The sequence below is a fragment of the Oceanobacillus sp. GQ8 genome, from assembly GCF_059758495.1.
Window position 1 is genome coordinate 439691 of the sequence record NZ_JCAXEV010000004.1, and the last position, 19694, is coordinate 459384.

The 19694-nt window shown below is 37.3% G+C and carries 20 protein-coding genes; 7 read left to right on the forward strand and 13 right to left on the reverse strand.

Translation table 11 applies throughout. From position 1 onward, the window contains the following. On the reverse strand, positions 1-813 hold the full coding sequence (locus tag AC6CHS_RS14695) for an alpha/beta fold hydrolase (RefSeq protein ID WP_498237198.1): 813 nt from the start codon (positions 811-813) through the stop codon (positions 1-3). 315 nt (positions 814-1128) lie between these two features. On the opposite strand from AC6CHS_RS14695, the gene AC6CHS_RS14700 reads away from it, so the two are divergent. The 5 genes from AC6CHS_RS14700 (at position 1129) to AC6CHS_RS14720 (ending at position 4705) form a co-directional block, all read left to right on the forward strand. Continuing rightward, complete coding sequence (locus tag AC6CHS_RS14700) at positions 1129-1980, forward strand: DegV family protein (RefSeq protein WP_498237199.1); 852 nt, start codon at positions 1129-1131, stop codon at positions 1978-1980. A 338-nt stretch (positions 1981-2318) separates the two neighbouring features. Beyond that, a complete protein-coding gene (locus tag AC6CHS_RS14705) occupies positions 2319-2486 on the forward strand; it encodes a hypothetical protein (RefSeq protein WP_182858822.1) in 168 nt (55 codons plus the stop codon). Positions 2487-2594: 108 nt separating this feature from the next. After that, positions 2595-2996, forward strand: a complete 402-nt coding sequence (locus tag AC6CHS_RS14710) for an Rrf2 family transcriptional regulator (protein WP_036574439.1) — start codon at positions 2595-2597, stop codon at positions 2994-2996. Between the two features lie 161 nt (positions 2997-3157). Further along, complete coding sequence (locus AC6CHS_RS14715; protein WP_498237201.1) at positions 3158-4057, forward strand: NAD(P)/FAD-dependent oxidoreductase; 900 nt, start codon at positions 3158-3160, stop codon at positions 4055-4057. Positions 4058-4102: 45 nt separating this feature from the next. Continuing rightward, the gene (locus AC6CHS_RS14720; protein ID WP_498237203.1) at positions 4103-4705 is read left to right on the forward strand and encodes a class I SAM-dependent methyltransferase; all 603 of its coding nucleotides are present in this window, start codon (positions 4103-4105) and stop codon (positions 4703-4705) included. Between the two features lie 100 nt (positions 4706-4805). On the opposite strand, the gene AC6CHS_RS14725 is transcribed toward AC6CHS_RS14720, so the two are convergent. From AC6CHS_RS14725 to AC6CHS_RS14760, 8 genes are all read right to left on the reverse strand, one after another. Beyond that, positions 4806-5441: a hypothetical protein gene (locus tag AC6CHS_RS14725; protein WP_498237205.1), complete on the reverse strand. Its 636-nt coding sequence runs from the start codon at positions 5439-5441 to the stop codon at positions 4806-4808. Between the two features lie 17 nt (positions 5442-5458). Further along, positions 5459-6382 (reverse strand): CPBP family intramembrane glutamic endopeptidase, encoded by a 924-nt coding sequence (locus AC6CHS_RS14730; RefSeq protein ID WP_498237207.1) that lies wholly within the window; start codon positions 6380-6382, stop codon positions 5459-5461. A gap of 2 nt (positions 6383-6384) precedes the next feature. Next, a complete protein-coding gene (locus AC6CHS_RS14735) occupies positions 6385-6978 on the reverse strand; it encodes a TetR/AcrR family transcriptional regulator (RefSeq protein WP_498237209.1) in 594 nt (197 codons plus the stop codon). 260 nt (positions 6979-7238) lie between these two features. Continuing rightward, the gene (locus AC6CHS_RS14740; RefSeq protein ID WP_498237211.1) at positions 7239-9134 is read right to left on the reverse strand and encodes an ABC transporter permease; all 1896 of its coding nucleotides are present in this window, start codon (positions 9132-9134) and stop codon (positions 7239-7241) included. After that, a complete protein-coding gene (locus AC6CHS_RS14745; RefSeq protein ID WP_498237213.1) occupies positions 9109-9873 on the reverse strand; it encodes an ABC transporter ATP-binding protein in 765 nt (254 codons plus the stop codon). Before AC6CHS_RS14745 ends, AC6CHS_RS14740 begins: the two co-directional genes overlap by 26 nt. Before the next feature lie 82 nt (positions 9874-9955). Then, entirely contained in the window at positions 9956-10957 is a 1002-nt protein-coding gene (locus AC6CHS_RS14750; RefSeq protein WP_498237214.1) for a sensor histidine kinase, read from the reverse strand. Further along, complete coding sequence (locus AC6CHS_RS14755) at positions 10954-11658, reverse strand: response regulator transcription factor (protein ID WP_498237215.1); 705 nt, start codon at positions 11656-11658, stop codon at positions 10954-10956. Before AC6CHS_RS14755 ends, AC6CHS_RS14750 begins: the two co-directional genes overlap by 4 nt. Before the next feature lie 185 nt (positions 11659-11843). Next, positions 11844-12716, reverse strand: a complete 873-nt coding sequence (locus AC6CHS_RS14760; protein ID WP_498237216.1) for a nuclease-related domain-containing protein — start codon at positions 12714-12716, stop codon at positions 11844-11846. A gap of 204 nt (positions 12717-12920) precedes the next feature. Between AC6CHS_RS14760 and AC6CHS_RS14765 the strand changes: the two genes are divergently transcribed. Further along, entirely contained in the window at positions 12921-13244 is a 324-nt protein-coding gene (locus tag AC6CHS_RS14765; RefSeq protein WP_498237217.1) for a nucleoside triphosphate pyrophosphohydrolase, read from the forward strand. Positions 13245-13631: 387 nt separating this feature from the next. Here AC6CHS_RS14765 and AC6CHS_RS14770 read toward each other — a convergent pair whose 3' ends face one another. The 4 genes from AC6CHS_RS14770 to ahpC form a co-directional block, all read right to left on the reverse strand. Next, positions 13632-15563, reverse strand: coding sequence for a fructose-1,6-bisphosphatase (locus AC6CHS_RS14770; RefSeq protein WP_498237219.1), 1932 nt, complete (start codon positions 15561-15563; stop codon positions 13632-13634). A 159-nt stretch (positions 15564-15722) separates the two neighbouring features. Then, on the reverse strand, positions 15723-16661 hold the full coding sequence (locus AC6CHS_RS14775; protein WP_498237221.1) for a hypothetical protein: 939 nt from the start codon (positions 16659-16661) through the stop codon (positions 15723-15725). 133 nt (positions 16662-16794) lie between these two features. Continuing rightward, positions 16795-18366, reverse strand: coding sequence for an alkyl hydroperoxide reductase subunit F (gene ahpF / locus AC6CHS_RS14780; RefSeq protein WP_498237223.1), 1572 nt, complete (start codon positions 18364-18366; stop codon positions 16795-16797). A 14-nt stretch (positions 18367-18380) separates the two neighbouring features. Continuing rightward, positions 18381-18944 (reverse strand): alkyl hydroperoxide reductase subunit C, encoded by a 564-nt coding sequence (gene ahpC / locus AC6CHS_RS14785; RefSeq protein WP_498237225.1) that lies wholly within the window; start codon positions 18942-18944, stop codon positions 18381-18383. A gap of 322 nt (positions 18945-19266) precedes the next feature. Here ahpC and AC6CHS_RS14790 point away from each other — a divergent pair, with 322 nt between their 5' ends. Then, entirely contained in the window at positions 19267-19644 is a 378-nt protein-coding gene (locus AC6CHS_RS14790) for a PH domain-containing protein (protein WP_498237227.1), read from the forward strand. The last annotated feature ends 50 nt before the right edge of the window (positions 19645-19694 follow it).

Genomic DNA, 19694 nt, shown 5'->3' on the forward strand with positions numbered 1-19694 from the left:
TCAATCCAACACCGATCTATCTAGCCATTCATTAACTAATTTCTGGAATAGATCTGCTTGTTCAATCTGTACATAATGTCCTGCTTGTTCCAGTACATTATAAGATGCCTTCTGATAACGATCTAGAATTTGAAAAGCATCTTTATATCCGACCACTGCATCTTGTTTTCCTAAAATAAACGTACTTGGCTTATCAAAACTATCTTCTTCTAGCATTGTGGATAATCCATAATGCTGTTCAATTTTTGCAAGAAAGTCGTTATCAGCACAAATGATTCCCGCATAAACTTCATCCCGGTAACGAGCCCAATTCTTTTTATTCAACACAACGTTCTCTGAGCGAAAGGCTTCTTTTTCGCGTGGAGTCAATTGCGATAGTAATCCATCATCCTCCTGTAAAATAGTATGAGCGGGTAAAGTCCTTTCTCCTTTTTCAGGAATAATGACGGGACAAAGCAAGCATAGCCCTATAACATGCTCACGCTGAGCGGCTATTAGGCCACGGGCTAAATATCCCCCATACGATTCTCCCTTAAGCAGGTACCGCTGATCAGGAATGATTTGTTGAATAAAGTCCAAGACGGTTTCCAACATGTCATCTGCATTCTCTACTTTTTGGTAATTTCTAGTTTTACCCATGCCGGGTAGATCAAAATAGATCCTTTTAAACCCAGACCTCTCCCGAAAGATTGGTTCCATACATCCTTTCATAAGTCGGTGATCAACACCAAAACCATGTATCATGATTATGGGGATACCATCTCCAATCACCTCATAATAGATTGATGCTTTAGTTACACTACAATATGGCATAGGACGACTCCCTTATTTTTAAATAATTATATGTAACAAGACTAATAATGCTTTTTCATAAAGTGAAACTTCAATCAATGGGGTTTTCGTTCTTCCCCCACTGATTGTTAGTTGAACGAATCGGGGGGTTAGCGTCCGTTTACTCCCATTTAAACATCACTGTTTCACTTCATGTTTTGAGTGAGAGTCTTACGGACGATTGCAACGGGATAAATTAGAGAATAATCTCCTTTAATTACAATATCAATGTATTCTAACCCATTTTTCTTGTATAGTTAGAATAATCAAGAAAAAATGGACTTTGGAGGATATTCAATGAGAAAAATTATCTTATCGACAGAAAGCGGAGCCGATTTACCAGCAGATTTAGCTGCAGCCCACAATATTCAAGTTGTCCCAATGCACGTCATCATGGATGGGAAGGACTATCTAGATGGTTCTTTACCTGTACAAGACATATATAATTATTATGATCGTACCAAAAAAATACCTTCCACAACATCCACAAATGCACATGAATACGAAGAATTCTTTTCAAAGATAAATAAAGACCATCCTGATTGCATGATTGTCCATATCGGCTATACATCCAAAGCCTCTTCCTCTTTCCAACATGCAGTGATAGCTTCAGAAGAATTTGATAATCTCATCCTCATTGACGCTTTAAATGTCACAGGTGGGCTAACTGCCATCATTATGTTCGCTGCCCAACTGTTAGAAAAAGAGCCAGGAATAGAGCCAACTTCACTTGTAGAAAAAATTGAAGCCATCATACCGAAATCCAAGCTTGCTTTCGTACCTGGCAGCTTAGACTTTTTACGAGCAGGTGGACGCGTAAGTAATGTGGCTTATCTCGGAGGTGCATTGCTAAAATTAAAGCCCAGAATTGAACTAATTGATGGCCACCTTGTGTCCAATAAAAAATATCGTGGAAAAATGAGCAGTGTTTCAGAAAAGTTCATCAGAGAATACTTCAATCAATACGATATTAACAGGGAGCAATTATATCTCATTTACTCTATCGGTCTTGCAGAAGATATTAAAAATAGAATGGAAGAAATCGCAATTGAACACGGCTTCAAAAATATAACTTGGATGCAGGCCGGCGCAATGATATCCACCCATTCTGGCCCTGGTGGCTTTGGAGTTGCGGGGATAGAAGTATAGAGGGCATTATTATAAAATACGTGTGGGTTTATTGGTGTAAGTAGTTTAAACTGTTCTGAGCTAAAAGAAGTAACCGCCCCCTTACCAGTGCGATTACTTCTTTTTAAATAACTCACATTTGGTCAACCGCTCTTTATGCGGCTGTAGTTGTGGTTTCGGGTAGTTCGAGCTACTCGGTACCTTTTTCATATTAATAGCATAATTATACTGCAAATTGGCAGTATAAAGTTAACTTTTCCGTTTAAATAGTCTCTAACCTTTTTCATGCAAAATCGACAGAATATACATATAATATGCTACAATAGTAACAGATTTTTTCCAAAAAGGGGCAGCTCCAAATGGTCGAAAAAGTAAAAGAATCATTTCTTAAGTTTACAGAATTAAAGGAACAAAAAGGTATTAAGCTATTGGGAAACTTCCTATTAATTCTATCCGTTATTGTCATGGGTCTAATAATATGTACAGTAGTCTATTTTTTTATTGCGGATTTTTTATACAATAATTAAATAAAAGGTTCATCTACAAATTAAGCCGAAACTACATGGTTGACTTAATACCCGTTCGCGGATATTATAGACATTGTAAGTCTACGATTAAAGGAGTACTATTTTATTATGAAATTTTCAAAGGCTACAAACTATGCTTTGCATACAATGCTATTCCTAGTTAAAGCAGAAACGGATAAACCAATTGGTGTTCAGCAATTAGCTGAATCTCAAGATGTTTCTCCCACATACCTTTCCAAGATATTAACAAAACTTGTCAAAGCACGCTTGATTGATTCGATCTCAGGTGCACAGGGAGGATATAAATTATCCCGTAATAGAGATGAAATTAATTTCTTAGACATTATTCATGCAATAGAGGGAACAGCTTCATTATTTGAATGTGACTTTCACCACAGTGACGGTTGCCTAATCCAAGCTGAAATTAAAAATGCAGAGGAAAAGATGAATGAGCATCTTAGGAAAACAAAATTGATTGATTTGGTTAAAAAGGAACAGCGTTTATCATAACTTCTTTTGTGTTATGGTAAACATATTTTTTAAGCAAATTACAGATATTAAGAGTCTTTAATATCTTTTGAGGAGGTGGTGTTTTATATAGTAAAGGATGTTTTTTTAAGCAAATTATAGATATCAAGAGTCTTTAATATCTTTCAAAGGAGATGGCATAAATGAGATATGATTGCGTCATAATTGGTGGAGGGCCAGCTGGGTTGAATGCTGCATTAGTACTAGGAAGAGCAAGGCGCAGCGTGGCTTTAATTGATGGTAACAAACCGAGAAATGCAGTAACTCACGCTTCACATGGGTTTATTACAAGAGACGGTGTAACACCAACCGAATTTCGTACAATAGCGGCAAATGAATTATTACGATACCCTACCATTGATCATTTACAAGCAGAGGTGTCTTCTGTTGAAAAAGTGGATGCTGGATTTGAGGTTCGAGATTCTTCTGGTCTTGTTTATCAAGCAAGAAAAGTCATCTTGGCTACAGGGGTAAGCGAAATCTTTCCTACGATTGAAGGGTTCTATTCCTTTTACGGTAAAAGTTTATTCGTATGCCCCTATTGCGATGGCTGGGAGCAGCGTGATCAGCCGTTAGTTATCGTATCTGAATCACCTCACGTATTTCATTATGCAAAAACAATCTACAATTGGAGTAAGGACTTAGTTGTTTGTACAAATGGTCATGCTCTACTGGATGATGAACAAAAAGAGAAATTGGAAGCAAAAGGAATTAAGATAATGGAACAAGCTGTTTCCTCTTTTCTTGGGCAAAATGGCCAGCTTGAAAAAGTTCGTTTCAAAGATGGGATAGAAATAAAGCGAAGGGCCGGCTTTGTCATGTCTGAAATGGTGCCTAATATACAACTCGTTGAAAACTTAGGCTGTGAAAAGGAGCAATCAGGCACATTAAAAACCGATGATTTTGGTCGTACTACTATAAAAGATTTACATATTGCCGGGGATGCCTCCTATGTGTATCCATCTCAATTAATCTTTGCTGCAGCAGATGGTAGTCGAACAGCAGCAGCTGTAAATATGGATTTAACAGAAGAAGATTTTTAGCTTATGAGATAGACTTTAATCAAGAACGAATAGGAGGAGTGTAATGTGGAACAAAATGTTTTTGAACAGCTAGCAAATAGATATGATTCAGATGAAAGAATAGAATTAGCTAACGTAATTGTGAAAGAAGTGAAATCAGAACTACTAAACATAAACAGTAAATCAAAATCCCTCCTTGACTATGGGAGTGGTACTGGTCTCGTTAGTTTAGAATTAACCGACTTAGCGGATTCTATCGTACTAGTGGACTCATCTAAACAAATGACGGATGTTGCGCAAGCGAAAATTATCAACAGGGGTGTTAACAATGCGAAAGCAGTTTACTCAGATTTTACTCAAAAAACTTCTGCACTTAAGGCAGACATCATTCTAACATCTCTTGTCCTTCTTCATATACCGGATACGAAGAAGATCTTACAACAACTCTTTCAGGTTTTAAATAGTGGCGGCAAGCTTATTATTGTCGACTTTGACAAGAACGATAAAATTAACCATCCAAAAGTACACAACGGTTTTACTCACGAAGAGCTGAAAAATTGCTTAACAGAAGTTGGCTTTAAGTCAACTCAAATCAAGACATTTCATCATGGAACACGGATTTTTATGAATCAAGATGCTTCCATGTTTATCTCAAGTAGCATGAAATAATAGAGTATAAAGCGGGCTTTAACACTTTTAATAAGAATAGCGACTAATACTCAAAGTGGCTTAAATAATTATCGCTAAAGGCAATTTGTATACAGTTTGATTATAGTAAAGCCAGCAATCTTTTGTTGCGGAGTAGAAGTGCACGTTCTGCACCAGCCAATGCTCCAATTCCCGCGATTAAGATATTTTCAATATAATTAAAATTAATTGGAGATACAAATGTTCCAAAGTTATCTGAAACCCAAGGAATTTGAGTAATACCTTCCAGTATTTGAGGAAGACCTAGAATTGCAGTTAATAATAAAAGGCAGATTGAAGTACACCCTACTAACTTACTCAGTGTAGGGTGTTTTTTCTCTAGCCTTAAGCGTAATCCTCTAACTGAATTATTATCCGGGTGCAAAAGATATTCTTTTCCTTCATTATCAACATAGTGCATTCTCTTAATTCCATAGGAGCCTGAAGAAACTTCAATTACACCATCATCTATAGAGAAAGTAGCCGGAAGTTTTGAGTAAGCAACTTGTTTTCCAGCGCGGTACAATTCAGCTCTTGGTTCTTCAACGAAATATGGATAATTTATAGCATAATCAACTAACTCATCTTTGTCATTCTTAATTTTTATATAAAATACAGTTCTAGTAAATATATGCCATTTCTTATAATCTTTTAACTTCTCACCGTTTCCTTCCTTAACTTTATTTAACTGTCTACGTCTTTTATTAGAACGTAACATATACATACATCCTCTCCTTACTTAAGATCCTTATTAGAAGTTAATACGGGACCGGTATGGCGTGTTTTATACCATATAAATATACTTATCAGAATACTAGCAGCCGAGGGGATGAATATAATCCAGGTCCCTTCCATTCCATCTGTTCGGTCTACATCAGCTAACAAATCAGTTCGTAACACCGTAGCGAGGATATAAGTAAGAGTATTATTAAGTGCATGAATTACTACTGCATACTCTAACCCACCAGTTCGCCACGTCATTATTGCGAAAGAAATACCAAGAATAATGTAATGTAAGTTGAACCAAAGGTTAGGTGATAAATGAATAGATGCAAACAATAAACTAGAAATAGTTATTCCAACAATAAGAGATGTTTTAGGGTTTTTAAACCAACTGGAGGAAATTTGAAAAACAAGTCCACGAAAGCCGTACTCTTCTCCTGCACTTTGAAGTGGCACCAGTAATATACTTAAAGCAAGGATTAGTAATAAGTCATCCGTATTCCATTCCGTTACAGTGTAGGGAGCGAAATAGTTTAATGTTACAATACATACAGTCATAATAGGGAGTGTGAGTAATATTGCACGCCCAAAAAGTTCTGCACGAAATGAAGAAAGAACTGAATGCAATATATTACCTTTCATACCGTAAAGCCAGCGTTGTAATACCATGCTCCAAGGAATGAGCAGACCAACTGCAAGAAAATTACTCGCCATAAAAATAGGCGTATAATCTGTACCACCTTTTACAGGACTAGTACGTCCAAACACACGACTGTCAATCTCACCGCCGATTAGCGAGAAACCTAAAATGAAGATAAACATTCCACCAATAAGAAGGATAAAAGCTATTAAGCCACGTAAGATTTGTGGTTTATCGCTCACCATGACACGGTGATACGGTACTCCACTTGGAACCTCTCTGTTTGATTTTTTCATAATTAATTGACCATCCTTTTAACACTCTTAATTACCTTTTCCGTATATGCTTCAAGATTTAATTCATCATTAGTTTTTAATATTGATCCAGATATAGCTCCTCGAACGATAACTGCAATAACTTTTGGATCAATATCAACAAATTCTTTAGCCGCTACACCGTTGCGCAGTATTTCATCTAACAGATCATCTAATGCGTCTTTTTCGTCAATATCCACTAGATAATATGGGATATTTTCAGGTGTTCGAGCATTAAATACAATTTCTAGTAATGCTATATTGTTGTCACGATATGCCGCCTGATAAGCTAAGCTCGCTTTAATATACGTAATTAATTTATTCATGTTTGATTTTTCTTTTTCAACTCTTTCTTGGATAAAAGCCCGTTCTTCTAACACAAGATATATTAACGTGTTTTGCATAAGATCTTCTTTTCCAGAAAAATGATACGAAATAAGACCCGTACTAATATTTATATTTTGAGCTATTTTCGATAGCGTTGTTTTTACGTATCCTATTTCTGTCAGCACACTTATGGCGGAATTAATAATTTGTCTTTTCCGTTCATCCGTTTCTAGATAATCTCTACTATTCATTATATTTCCTCCCAAGACACTTTGAATTTAATTGATCAGTCAATCAAATTCATTTTATATCTAGATATGGATTGTGTCAAATTATATTTGGGTAGTAAAAACTCATCAATAAATTTATTGTCGTTCTTTTACTCCCCCCTATAGTTTAGTGAATCATCCTTTCTTTCTACTTAATTAAATTCAACAACAAAGAGAACGTTAATCCTCTTTTGATTAACGCTCCCTTTAGATAAAGATATATATTGAACTCTAAAATCAGTCTAAAACACCATTCTCTTCACTTGCTTCACATAGAAGAAGCGTACAATTAAGAAGTAAACAATCTGTATAAGAGCGAAACTTCCTAGCACGAGCGAAGATTCAACTGTAAGATTGTAATCAAACAAATGAGATAAAGCAGTAAGTGCCACAATGCCGTGAACTAATGCCACTACAATTGGCGAGAAAAATAGAAGAGCAATTTGTCTGTTTACTACCTTTTTTAACTCCGTTTCTGTTAAACCAATTTTGGCAATGGATCGGAACTTGCGCTTCTCTTCATCCAGATCCGTAAATAAACGGAAGTAAAGAAAGCTTCCGGCAGAAACGAAGAATACAATTCCAATAAATAAACCGATAAATAAGATGGGGCCAAACGCTTTATTAATTTCATAAAGTTGATATTCCACAGAAAACGCTTTGTGATCTAATTGTTCATCTAATTTACTTCCCGCTTCAATTATTTGTTCCGTTTGCCCATCCTCTGCCTTCCAAGCAGCACTGTGATCACTTCTTACAACTGTGCCAAGCTGATTGTAGATCTCGTCATTAACCACATAATAACCGTTTAGTTCACCTAATACAGCAGATTTGATTACTTGGCTTGGTTTAATTTCTTCCCCGCCTTCTAATGGAACGTTAGATGCCATTAAGATTTCACTGGCTTTGGTTCCTTCTGCTAGCATGACATCACTCTGCTCCACTACAATCGCTTCATTTTTCTCTGGATTGAGCGGTTCTTCGTCTATTAAAGTGGCAAAACGATTATAATCAGAAGCCTTGGCTATAAGTACTTGACGATCCTCTTCAGGCATTTCATAATAAGTCAATTCCATATCTTCCATTTTTGCCTCAACATTTTCTTCTTCCAATATGGCATTAATTTTCTTAATATCCTTCTCAATAATTTCCTTACTATCATCCAGCCACGGACTATACGTGACAGTAAATGGGTTCATCTCCTTTATCCCTTTAGTTAGGTAGGATTGAAAACCATATAATGAACCAATTGCGCTAAACGCAACTGTAGAAATAATGGCTACCATGAAAAACGTTCTCGCATTATCTTTCATCCGAAACGATAAATCTGAGAATAATAGCATATTGGTTTTCCGCCAAAAGATGGATGTATTATTTTTAAAACGGCGGATGAAAAACACGCTCAGTTGCGTGAAGAGAAGATACGTACCAAGTGTGACTACGAGAATAACTGGGATCATTGCATATACAACATATATCCCCTCTACTAATACTGCCGTGCCATATCCAATGAGTAGGAGCAATGCTGCAACAACAGATAAGAATACCGATGCTTTCGGTTCCCCTTTGGACTGCTTATCCCCCTTCACTAAGTCTGTTAATTTATTTGTACGAAGAATAAACGATACAAAAACAGATATGAAGAAAAACAGCAGCATAAAGCTTCCGAACGTTACGACGACTGCAAGTGTAGGAAAATAGAACGGCAGTGACTCACTTATGATTAAGACATTTTCAGCAACGAGGAGGATGGCTTTTGCGAATAATAACCCTGCCAGAATCCCGCCAACTGTTGCAAAGAAGCCAATTAAGATGTTTTCTAAGAACACCATGAGACGTATTTGCTTATTGGTAGCCCCTAACATGATTAAAAGACCAAACTCTTTTTTCCTCGACTGTAGAAAGGAACTCATTGAATATAAGACGAAAAAGAAAGAAAACACATAGATAATCCCACCCGCAGCTGCCATTCCTAATAGCGCGTTTTGATTAACGGAACCATTGGAAAACGCTGGATGAAATGCAAAGATGGCAAAGGTGAAGAAGACCATCACTGTGAACATGCTACTAAGGAAGTAGGCAATATACAGTCGTTTATTTCGTAAGACGTTATTAAACGCGAACTGACGAAAAGTCATTGCCGTCCCCTCCCATCAAGGAAAGCATGTCAATGATCTTCTGGAAAAATGCTTGTCTATTCTCCCCACGATGGATTTCAGAATGGAGCTTCCCATCCCGGATGAAAATAACTCGATCTGAATAGCTAGCTGCCTGTGGATCATGTGTTACCATTAACAGACTTGTTTTTTCCTTCTCATTAATCTCTTCAAGCATGTTCATGACATCTTTAGATGCTTTTGAATCTAGGTTACCAGTAGGTTCATCGGCTAACAGTAATTTAGGCTTATGAATCATGGCCCTAGCAATGGCTACCCTTTGCGCCTGACCACCAGATATTTCATACGTGCGCTTCTTCATAATTGCGGAAATACCAAGACTCTCCGCAATCTCACGTGCTTTCTCTTTCATTTCTTTAACCCGAGTACCATCTAATGTAAGTGGCAGCACAATATTCTCCTCCACCGTTAATGTGTGCAACAGGTTAAAATCCTGAAAAATAAAACCCAACTCATTACGGCGGAACTTTGCCAAGGCATTTTTCTTCAACTTGTGTGGGTTTTCCCCTTCTATTTCGACTTCTCCCGTTGTTGGCATATCGTTTGTAGAAATAATATTAAGAAGGGTCGTTTTTCCGCTCCCAGACGGCCCCATAATAGAGACAAATTCACCCTTTTCAATTTCTAAGTTGATATCCGTTAGGGCACGATAAGCAACTTTGCCTTCATATATCTTACTTACTTTTGAAAGTCTCAGCATAATCATTCTCCTTTTTCTAGCTTCTAGCAAAAGTATAGTCTACGTGTTGTACTTTAAACTATCGATTATGCTTTCACGAGTATTACACCGATGTAAGGTTTTGTGTTTCAGAGAAAATGATTCGGATGGTGGTCCCTTTTCCAGCTGTTGATTCCATTTCAATACGATGTTCCAACCTTTCAGCAACCTCTTTTACTAAGTAAAGTCCCATTCCTGTTGATTCTCGGTAATTTCGGCCATTTTCTCCTGTATAAAACTTATTAAAAACTCGCTTCTGATCCACATCAGGGATGCCAATTCCAAAGTCTTTTATTTCGAGAACCGCATTTCCTTCGTGCTCGAAAATGCTTAAAACAATGTGTTTTGCTTTGCCTGTAGAATATTTCACCGCATTATGTATGAGTTGGGTTAACAAAAAGAAAAGCCACTTCTCATCAGATTCTACGGTTATGCCAGGTTTCTCTTCTTTTAGTTGTGGGAATACCTCATGACGAATATAAAACAGTTTATTTTCTTGATTCACTTCACGAATTAGCTTGGATAGGGTAACCGGCTTCACCTGGAAGTCCTCTGTAATCGTACGAAGTCTGGCCATATAAAGAACAGTTTTCAGACCGTTTCGCATTCGCTCTGTTTCTTCCCGTATACTTGAGGATTCCGGCTCATCCAGTGTGCGTGCCGTTAATTCAATAACTGAAAGCGGGGTCTTCATTTGGTGTACCCAACGATCCATGAACAGGAGGTGCTCATTCTGTGATTCTTCTGCCTGTTGAAGTTCTTCCTGGTATAAACGAAATTGCGCAAGCAACAATTGATCCAAGGCTTCTGAAATAGGAGTTTGTTCCGTAATTTCAAGAGACTCATCCAGCTTCGCCATCGGATTTTGTAACCTTTGGTAAAAGTTTTTTCTACTAATATAACGGTAAATAAGAAAGGCCGTTAATAACACAATAGACAGGAGAATTGCATAGGTAATGACACCCTTCCCTCGATAGCCGTCTAGCCAAAATAATACGGAAATCATGACACATTGGCTGAGCTGCGTAACGATAAGTAGTAAGTTTTCGCGAAGAAATAGCTTCATGCATTCTCCTCTCCCCATGTAATGCGTAGGCGATATCCCGCACCTCTAACGGTTTCCACCGCATCTTCTATCCCAAGCTCTTGAAATTTTTTTCGAACACGCGTAATATTCACATTCAGCGTATTTTCATCAACAAATGCCTCGTCATCCCATAGTTTTGCTAACAGATCCTGTCTACCAGCAATTCGAGGATAACGATCAAGTAGACTTTCTGTGATATCTGTTTCTTTTTTAGTTAATTGCGCTACTTCATTTTTATAACGTAATTCTAACCGTTCAGGATATAGACTTAATCCCGCTTGGGCCAACACTCTTTCCTCATTCTTAACCGCATATTCACCGTAAGCGCGCCTGAGCTGACTTCTAATTTTGGCCATCACGATATCAGGATGGAACGGCTTTGTAATAAAGTCATCTCCGCCATTTTCAATTGCCATAACTTGGTCCATCTCCCCTGTCCGTGCAGAAATAAAGATGACCGGGCAAATGGACTCTTTTCGGATTTGTCTGCACCAATAATACCCATCATAGCTAGGAAGATTGATATCCAGTAACAAAAGATCAGGCTGCACTTCTCGAAATGTGCCCATGATATCTGAAAAGTTGGTGGCAACCGTCACATCATATTCGTATTTTTTTATATAAGAAGATAAGTATTCTGCAATTTTCATATCATCTTCCACAATCATTATTTTTTTCATATTTATGTCTCCTAGCTCCATATTTCATTCATGTTCAATTTTACATAACAATTCCGGGAAATACCATGATGAGGGAAATGAAGACAAAAAAAACGGGAGAGCTTGTTGGAAGCTAACCCGTTACAAAAAACATACAATTCGTCTGCGCCTGCTAAAAATGTGGCAAGCAGTGAATATAAGAATGACTATTTAACACTTGTTTTTTGATGTTCATAACAATATATTTTTCCATTAAACTTCTTATTTGATAAGCAGTATGTAGCTACCTTATTAGAAACGGCTTTCCGACATACCTCACATTTCGAGTCAATTTTTTGAGATTCTGTTCTTTCTGTATTTTTCTTTTCATTAATTCGAGTTGTGTGCATTTCTCTAATCTTCGGATCTGTAATGTTTGCCTCAGTAAATTCCTTGCAAACTGCTGATTGGTCTTGTTCGGTTAATAAAGCTTCTTTAAATTTCAATTTATTAATAGACACTTTTCTTTGGATGGACTCAGATAGGTAAAGATCATATATTACCAGCTCATCAGAATGAATATCTCTTAGTTCAGAATCAATTTTCAACGTACAACGCTTCGTAAAAGAGACAATAGAAAAAAACTTATTGTGATATTGCTCATCAACATACTTTTTTAATGCCTCTATATGCCCGTAATTCTGTACGATAGGACTTAACATCTTAAATTTACCATTTACTAGCCATGTTTTTCTATTCTTCCCGCCATAAATTGTTCCTTGATAGTTCTTCGTTTCAATTACGAATATGCCAAACGGCGTAATAACGAGATGATCAATCTGAGAATAACCAGATATGGATTTTGGATTTTCAATCATGATGTCATTTAAGTATTTATAATCTTTTGGAAGCTGGGAAAGTTGGATATCTATTTTGTGTTCGCCAATTTCCCCTTTGCGCGTGGCTACCCTTTGATTATTGTTTCTCTTTCTATCGCTCTCATTATTCTGTTTTCTCTTATCAACATGTTTCTTCTCATTAACGGTGCTTTTCTTTTTCTTCTCTACTTTATCTTTTCCCTTAAATATGTTAAACAGCATGCAATTACTCCTTTATCTTTTAGATATTCTACTTATGGGGAGACCCCTGATAACCATATTAATCTAGTCATTTCCTTTTATCGTCTTTTCCAAGGTAAATATGAACATAGTTAGCTATTAATTTATAAAAGGCGACTGCAGTTGCTCCCCTTTATCTTTTTCAATAGAATACTTAGTAAATAGACACTACAAGGAGGATATACCATGCCAACCTATAACAAACTAGTCCGGGACAAAATTCCAGAGATTATCAAAAACACTGGGAAAGACTTCAAAACAGAAATCTTATCAAATGATCGTTACATAGAAGAGCTGAAAACAAAGCTAAACGAAGAGATAACCGAATATCAAGAATCGGCTACAGATACCGATGCACTAGAAGAACTTGCAGATGTTTTAGAGTTAATGCATGCACTTGCTGGTGTCCATGGAGCTTCTTTTGAAGAAATAGAAAAAGTACGAAAAGAAAAAGCTGCTAAAAGAGGAGGCTTTACTGACAGAATCTTTCTAATTGAGGTTGAGGATTGATGAATGAAATTCCCTTATTTACTAGAATCGGCATATACAGATAATACTAGATATTAAAAGTACATCTATTTTTTCCTCTACTATTACATACATCTAGTATGGATATGATTTTTGATCTTCTAAAAAATTGAAAAAGTGTTTTCCCAAGGAGTATAAAAGCAGGAATAACACTAATCGCCACATTCATCATCCTTCTAAACAAAAAGAAGTAACCGCCCTCTGACCAAGGTATCGGCTACTTCTTTTTAGAATATCTAACATTTGGTTAACCGCTCTTTATGCGGATGTAGTTGTGGTATCGGGTAGTTCGCGCTACGCGATACCTTTTTCTTATTATTAGTATAATTTTATTTATATATACTGTCAATTATGCCCCTACTAGATCCATTACTTCATATACCGATATTTCAAAAGACCCTTCAACATAGAAATCTCCTGTAATAAGCTCTCACCAACATTGGTTTCACGCACTTTTTTTCTTTTCAATTCCTTATCCACTAACCTCTTTACAGATAAAACATCGTTTCCATTGTGTAATACTTCTTGTTTGGAATTGAAATGTTTATGGGCGACAAGCTGCATGCCATAGGAATTGTATAATAATGTGTAGCCGGCGATTCCTGTTGTCGGTTGGTAAGCTTTGGAGAATCCTCCATCAATTACGACGATTTTTCCATTTGCTTTTATTGGGTTCTCCCCTTCGATCTCTTTGACTGGTGTGTGGCCGTTGATAATATGACCATGCATCGGGTCGAGATCAAATTCCTTTAAAATCTTGTGGCAGATTTCCTCATTTTCACGCATGTAATAATAAGGATTTTTCACTTCTTTATGTGTTTTCTTATCTGTAATAAAATATCGCTCAAAGGTCGTCATTTCTCTTTTTCCAAATAAGGAGGAATGCTCACCTGTCCACAAATACCAGACCATATCTGTCGCAAGGTCATCTGTTTCTTCCGGATGGGCAAAGGAATAGCGTAAATAATGTTCAAAGATATCAAGCAGTTCACGGCCTGCATAAGTTTTGTTCTCAATCTTCATCTCTTCCATATTTCCTTGCTCATCTATCGGGATACAGCCATGTATTAACAAGTTTCCATTATATTTGAGGTAAAGGCTTCCCTTCTTCATCAGGAATCGCATATGTCTGCCTAATTTTTCGGAATGCCGGACAGAGAATAATAATTTATCTATTACTTGCTGTTCTTCCTCTAGTAATTGATCCGGTTGTTCTGGGTTCACTGTTGCAAAGCAGGTGTTATCTAATGGATACGTTTCCCCGCGCAATGTGATTTCGTTTTTCTCATAATCAACCTTCTCCAACATTAGCCGTTTCTCCATATTGAAGTTAGGACGTCTTTTGATAATTGGACTCTCCAGCTTAAATTGAATCATCGCGATTGCTTGATGAATTTTCGTGATTTGTGATTGTTCTTGATCCGATATTTTTTTATTTGAATGTCTTTTCGGTCTGAATGCTGGATTATCCTCATAGTACTTCTCCGCTAAATTAAGTAGTGGACGAAGGTTAATTCCATAAACGTCCTCAATTATATCCAAATTATCATAACGAGCGCAGATACGGATAATATTCGCTAAACAAACCTTCGAACCTGCAAAAGCACCTAACCAGAGCACATCGTGGTTTCCCCATTGCACATCAACAGAATGGTAATTAATGAGCGTATCCATAATTTTATCCGGTTCCGGACCACGGTCGTAAATGTCCCCCACCACATGAAGATGGTCAACTACCAGTCGCTGTGTTGTATAAGCGAGCCCTATAATTAATTCATCCGCTTGGTCGAGTGAAATAACTTGCTCCACGATTTTTTTATAATAGGCTTTCTTATTGGTGTAATCGTCTGTTTTATATAGAAGCTCTTCAATAATATATACAAATTGCTTTGGTAATGCTTTACGCAATTTCGACCTTGTATACTTAGAAGAAGCATAGGAAACGAGCTGAATCAAATGCTCAATCTTTTTTATGTACCACTCATTTATCTCTTTTTTATTTGCAAAATGGCTCTTAATCAATTGTAGTTTTTCTTCTGGATAATAAACCAATGTCGCAAATTCTGTGATCTCTTCTTCAGATAATTCATTGGAAAAACGGTCTCTTATTTTCTCTTTCACTTTGCCCGAGCCATTTCGTAGGACATGTTGAAATGCTTGATATTCCCCGTGCAAATCACTAACAAAATGTTCTGTTCCCTTAGGCAGGTCGAGGATGGCTTCGAGGTTAATAATTTCGGTTACTACTTTTTCTTCACTTTCATAACGTTGTGCAAGTAAATCCAAAAACTTGTTTTTCAAAACGATTGCATCCCCTTTTAACAGTTAAATCTATCATGTACATTATTACTAGTATAACTGAAAATTGCCTGCTAAGTGAACTCGATTTGATCGTACAAATTTAGAAAATAATGAGTTGCTATCGACAAGCCTATTCAACTTCTTTAAAAGAGGTTTATGCTACGCATTTTCAATTACATTCTGTCTATCTTGTCTAATCTCTTCAAGTTTTTTCTTGTTTGCATCTGCTTCTCTTTCTAGGTCCCTTATGATCCTTTCGACTTCAGCCTGTTTATAGCTTACTTGATCTCTGGCTTCATTTATTCTGTTTTGAACCATAAAGTCGACAAAGATTCCATCCAAGAAAAAGTCAGCAAATTTGAGCATACCTGAGATATCAATTTGGACATCTAATTCTTCCTCTACATCTAGTAATTCTTTTTGGAAACGTCGCATGCTTGTTTGTGCCTTGTGGATCGCTGCTGTAGCATCATCTATGTGACCATGTTTTGCGATTCCAGAGATAGCTCCTCCGCCAAACATATCAAAGGTGCCCCAATTTGCCGCACTATCTAATGAGGCATGCGCACTTTCCAAGTCATCTACTACGTAGGATCCAGCTTTTATGGCTTCATTTAGTTCAACCACGTACGATTTTATGTCGCCTTCCTGCTCACTTAACTGGACTAACATAGCCGCTGAGGAATTGTTACTTTGCTTGATATATTGCTCTTTTTCAGCAAACAGTTGCTGATACCTTGCCTCTACGTTCCCTAACTTTTCCAGTTCATATCTTAGTTCGGTTAGTGCTTGATCTAATTCCTTTTTCGTTTTCTCTGCTTCCTGCAATTCCAACTGGATAGCAATTACTTCTTGCTTCTCTTTTTCAATCTTTTCTTCTTTACTTCCTTTTAGTGCTAGGAATACTCCAGAAATACTAAATCCCTCTAACTTTTCAACATCCTTTTCCTCTTCAACAAGCTGTTTCTTTAGGTTGGATATAATACTATCAATCTCAGTACGTTCCCTTTCATAATCCGTCACTTGATTCTGCCATTTATTCTTTTTTCTTAGATCTGCTTTCACCTGTATAAGTTCTTCATTTAATCGATCTACCATTATACATTCCCCCCTCCGTTATTTATTACGAAAAGTCTTTTACAAAAGTTTCACGGGATAAGCCACTAAAAAATGACCCTAGATAAAGACTACGTCCTCATCTAAGGTCATTTATTTTAGCATATTGAATTATTTAATCTTGGTTAACAAGTTCGTCTTCAACGGCACCTGCTTCAATCGGGTTTCTGATTAGATAATCAAAAGCTCCTAGTGCAGCTGTCGCTCCAGATCCCATCGAGATAATAATTTGGTTATACACACTATCTGTACAGTCCCCTGCTGCAAACAAACCTGATACTGTTGTAGCGCCATGATTGTCGACTACGACTTCGCCAATGCGGTTCTTTTCAACTGTATTATCAAGCCAATCGGTGTTTGGTACCAAGCCGATTTGGACAAACACACCTTGTAAATCGATCTGCTTCTCTTCATTTGTTTCACGATCAAGATACTTGATCCCATTCACATTGTCTGAACCAGTGATTTCCGTTGTTTGAGCGTTTTTAACGACGGTTACGTTAGGGAGTTTAGCTAGACTATTTTGAAGTACTTCATCAGCCTTTAAGGCATCAGAGAACTCAAGAACTGTTACATGGTTTACGATACCTGCTAGGTCAATAGCAGCTTCGACTCCAGAGTTTCCTCCACCCACGACAGCAACGTCTTTTCCTTCAAATAATGGACCATCACAGTGTGCACAGTATGCTACACCTTTGTTAGCGAACTCCTCTTCTCCAGGTACACCAAGCTTACGCCAGCTTGCACCAGTAGAAGCAATAACTGTTCTGCTTTTTAGAATAGCGCCATTATCCAGCTCTACTTCAAACATATCTTTCTTCTCTACGTGACGTACACGTTGTAAGTTCAAAACATCTATTCCGTAATCTTTAACATGTTCTTCTAAGCTTGCAACAAGCTTCGGTCCTTCGGTACTTTTTACACTAATGAAGTTCTCAATGCTCATTGTGTCTAGTACCTGTCCACCAAAGCGTTCTGCTACAATCCCAGTGCGGATGCCTTTACGTGCAGCATAGATGGCAGCACTAGCTCCAGCAGGGCCTCCACCGACAACAAGCACGTCGTATGGATCTTTTTCAGATAGTTCGGCTGCATCTGGTCCGCTACCTAATTTGGCAAGCATCTCTTCAGCTGTCATACGACCACTACCAAACTCTTCACCATTTAAGGTTACAGTTGGTACAGCCATAATGTTTTTGCTGTCTACTTCTTCTTTGAAGGCAGCTCCATCAATCATGGTGTGGGTAATACCAGGATTAAGAACACTCATCATATTTAGTGCTTGTACGACGTCTGGGCAGTTATGACACGTAAGACTTACATAGGTTTCAAAGTGATACTCACCTTTAACATTTTTCACTTGGTCTATGACACTTTGATCTACCTTGGGAGCTCTTCCGCTCACTTGTAGTAAAGCGAGCACTAGTGATGTGAACTCATGTCCAAGTGGAACGCCAGCAAAGGTTACACCAGTGTCTTCGCCAACACGGTTCACACTAAAGCTAGGTGTTCTCTTCAAGCTTGCTTTTTCGATTGTAATCTTCGAAGTCATAGAAGCAATTTCATCAACAAGCTCCTGCATCTCTTTTGATACATCATCGTCACCTGTATCTACTTTCAGTACAATATCACTTTCAAGTAATTGCAGGTATTGGTCTAGTTGTGCTTTAATGTTTGATTCAAGCATGCTTATCGCACTCCTTAAATTTTACCTACTAGGTCTAGGCTTGGTGTAAGTGTTTCAGAGCCTTCTTCCCATTTAGCAGGGCAAACTTCACCAGGATTTTTACGTACATATTGTGCTGCTTTGATTTTATCAACAAGCACACTAGCATCACGTCCAATGCCGTCAGCATTAATTTCTATTGTTTGAATAACACCATCTGGATCAATGATGAACGTACCACGATCTGCAAGACCTGATTCTTCGTTTAGTACTTCGAAATTACGAGAAATCGTTTGGGATGGATCACCGATCATTGTATACGTAATTTTACCGATTTTTTCGGAAGTGTCATGCCAACCTTTATGAACGAAATGCGTATCCGTTGATACAGAGTATACTTCTACTCCCAGGTCTTTTAGAGTCGCATATTCATTTTGTAGATCTTCAAGTTCAGTTGGGCAAACAAAGGAGAAGTCTGCTGGGTAGAAACATACTACGCTCCATTGACCTTTGAAGTTTTCTTCTGTTACATCTACAAAGTCACCGTTGAAATAAGCTTTTGCGTTAAATGGTTTTACTTCTGATCCGATTAAAGACATTGTGTAAATTCCTCCTATAGTTGTATTTTAATAATAGTTATTCTAATAAAGCATACACTAATATATATTACCTCATATTGCAAGAGATATCCGAAACCCCTTATTATATTTCACATTATAGTCAATTTTGTATAATGTAACCGTTATCATTTAGAGTTTATAATTGAGATTATTTGATTTGTTTATCCTTACATCTTCACAGGGAATAAATGCAGAAATGTAGACGTATTGTTATACTGAGAGTGTAGTTTCAACATACGTATTAATGTAGTTATCATGTGGATTTATAGGACTGTATAAATAAAAAAGTGGAGGTTATTTCATGGGATTTCTTGATGGGTTATTGGGTAACGCTTCGAATGTTGACAAAGGTGAAATAAAGAGAGAATTTAGCAAGCTCTTTATAGATGGCGAAGAAGTAAACGTAGCATTTAAAGTATTAAGAGACTTATTTATTTTTACGGATAAGCGTCTTATTTTAGTAGATAAGCAAGGATTAACTGGGAAGAAAACAGAATTCCACTCCATTCTGTATAAAAGTATCTCACATTTTAGTATTGAGACAGCGGGGACTTTTGATCTGGATGCAGAGCTTAAAATATGGATATCAGGAAACGCTGAGCCACTCGTTGCAAAGAATTTTAAGAAAGATGACAGCATTTATGATATTCAAAAGGTGTTGGCCGCTGCTTGTGGGTAATACTTTTGCTTATTAAAAGGAGTGAGTTTAATGCTCACTCCTTTTTAATG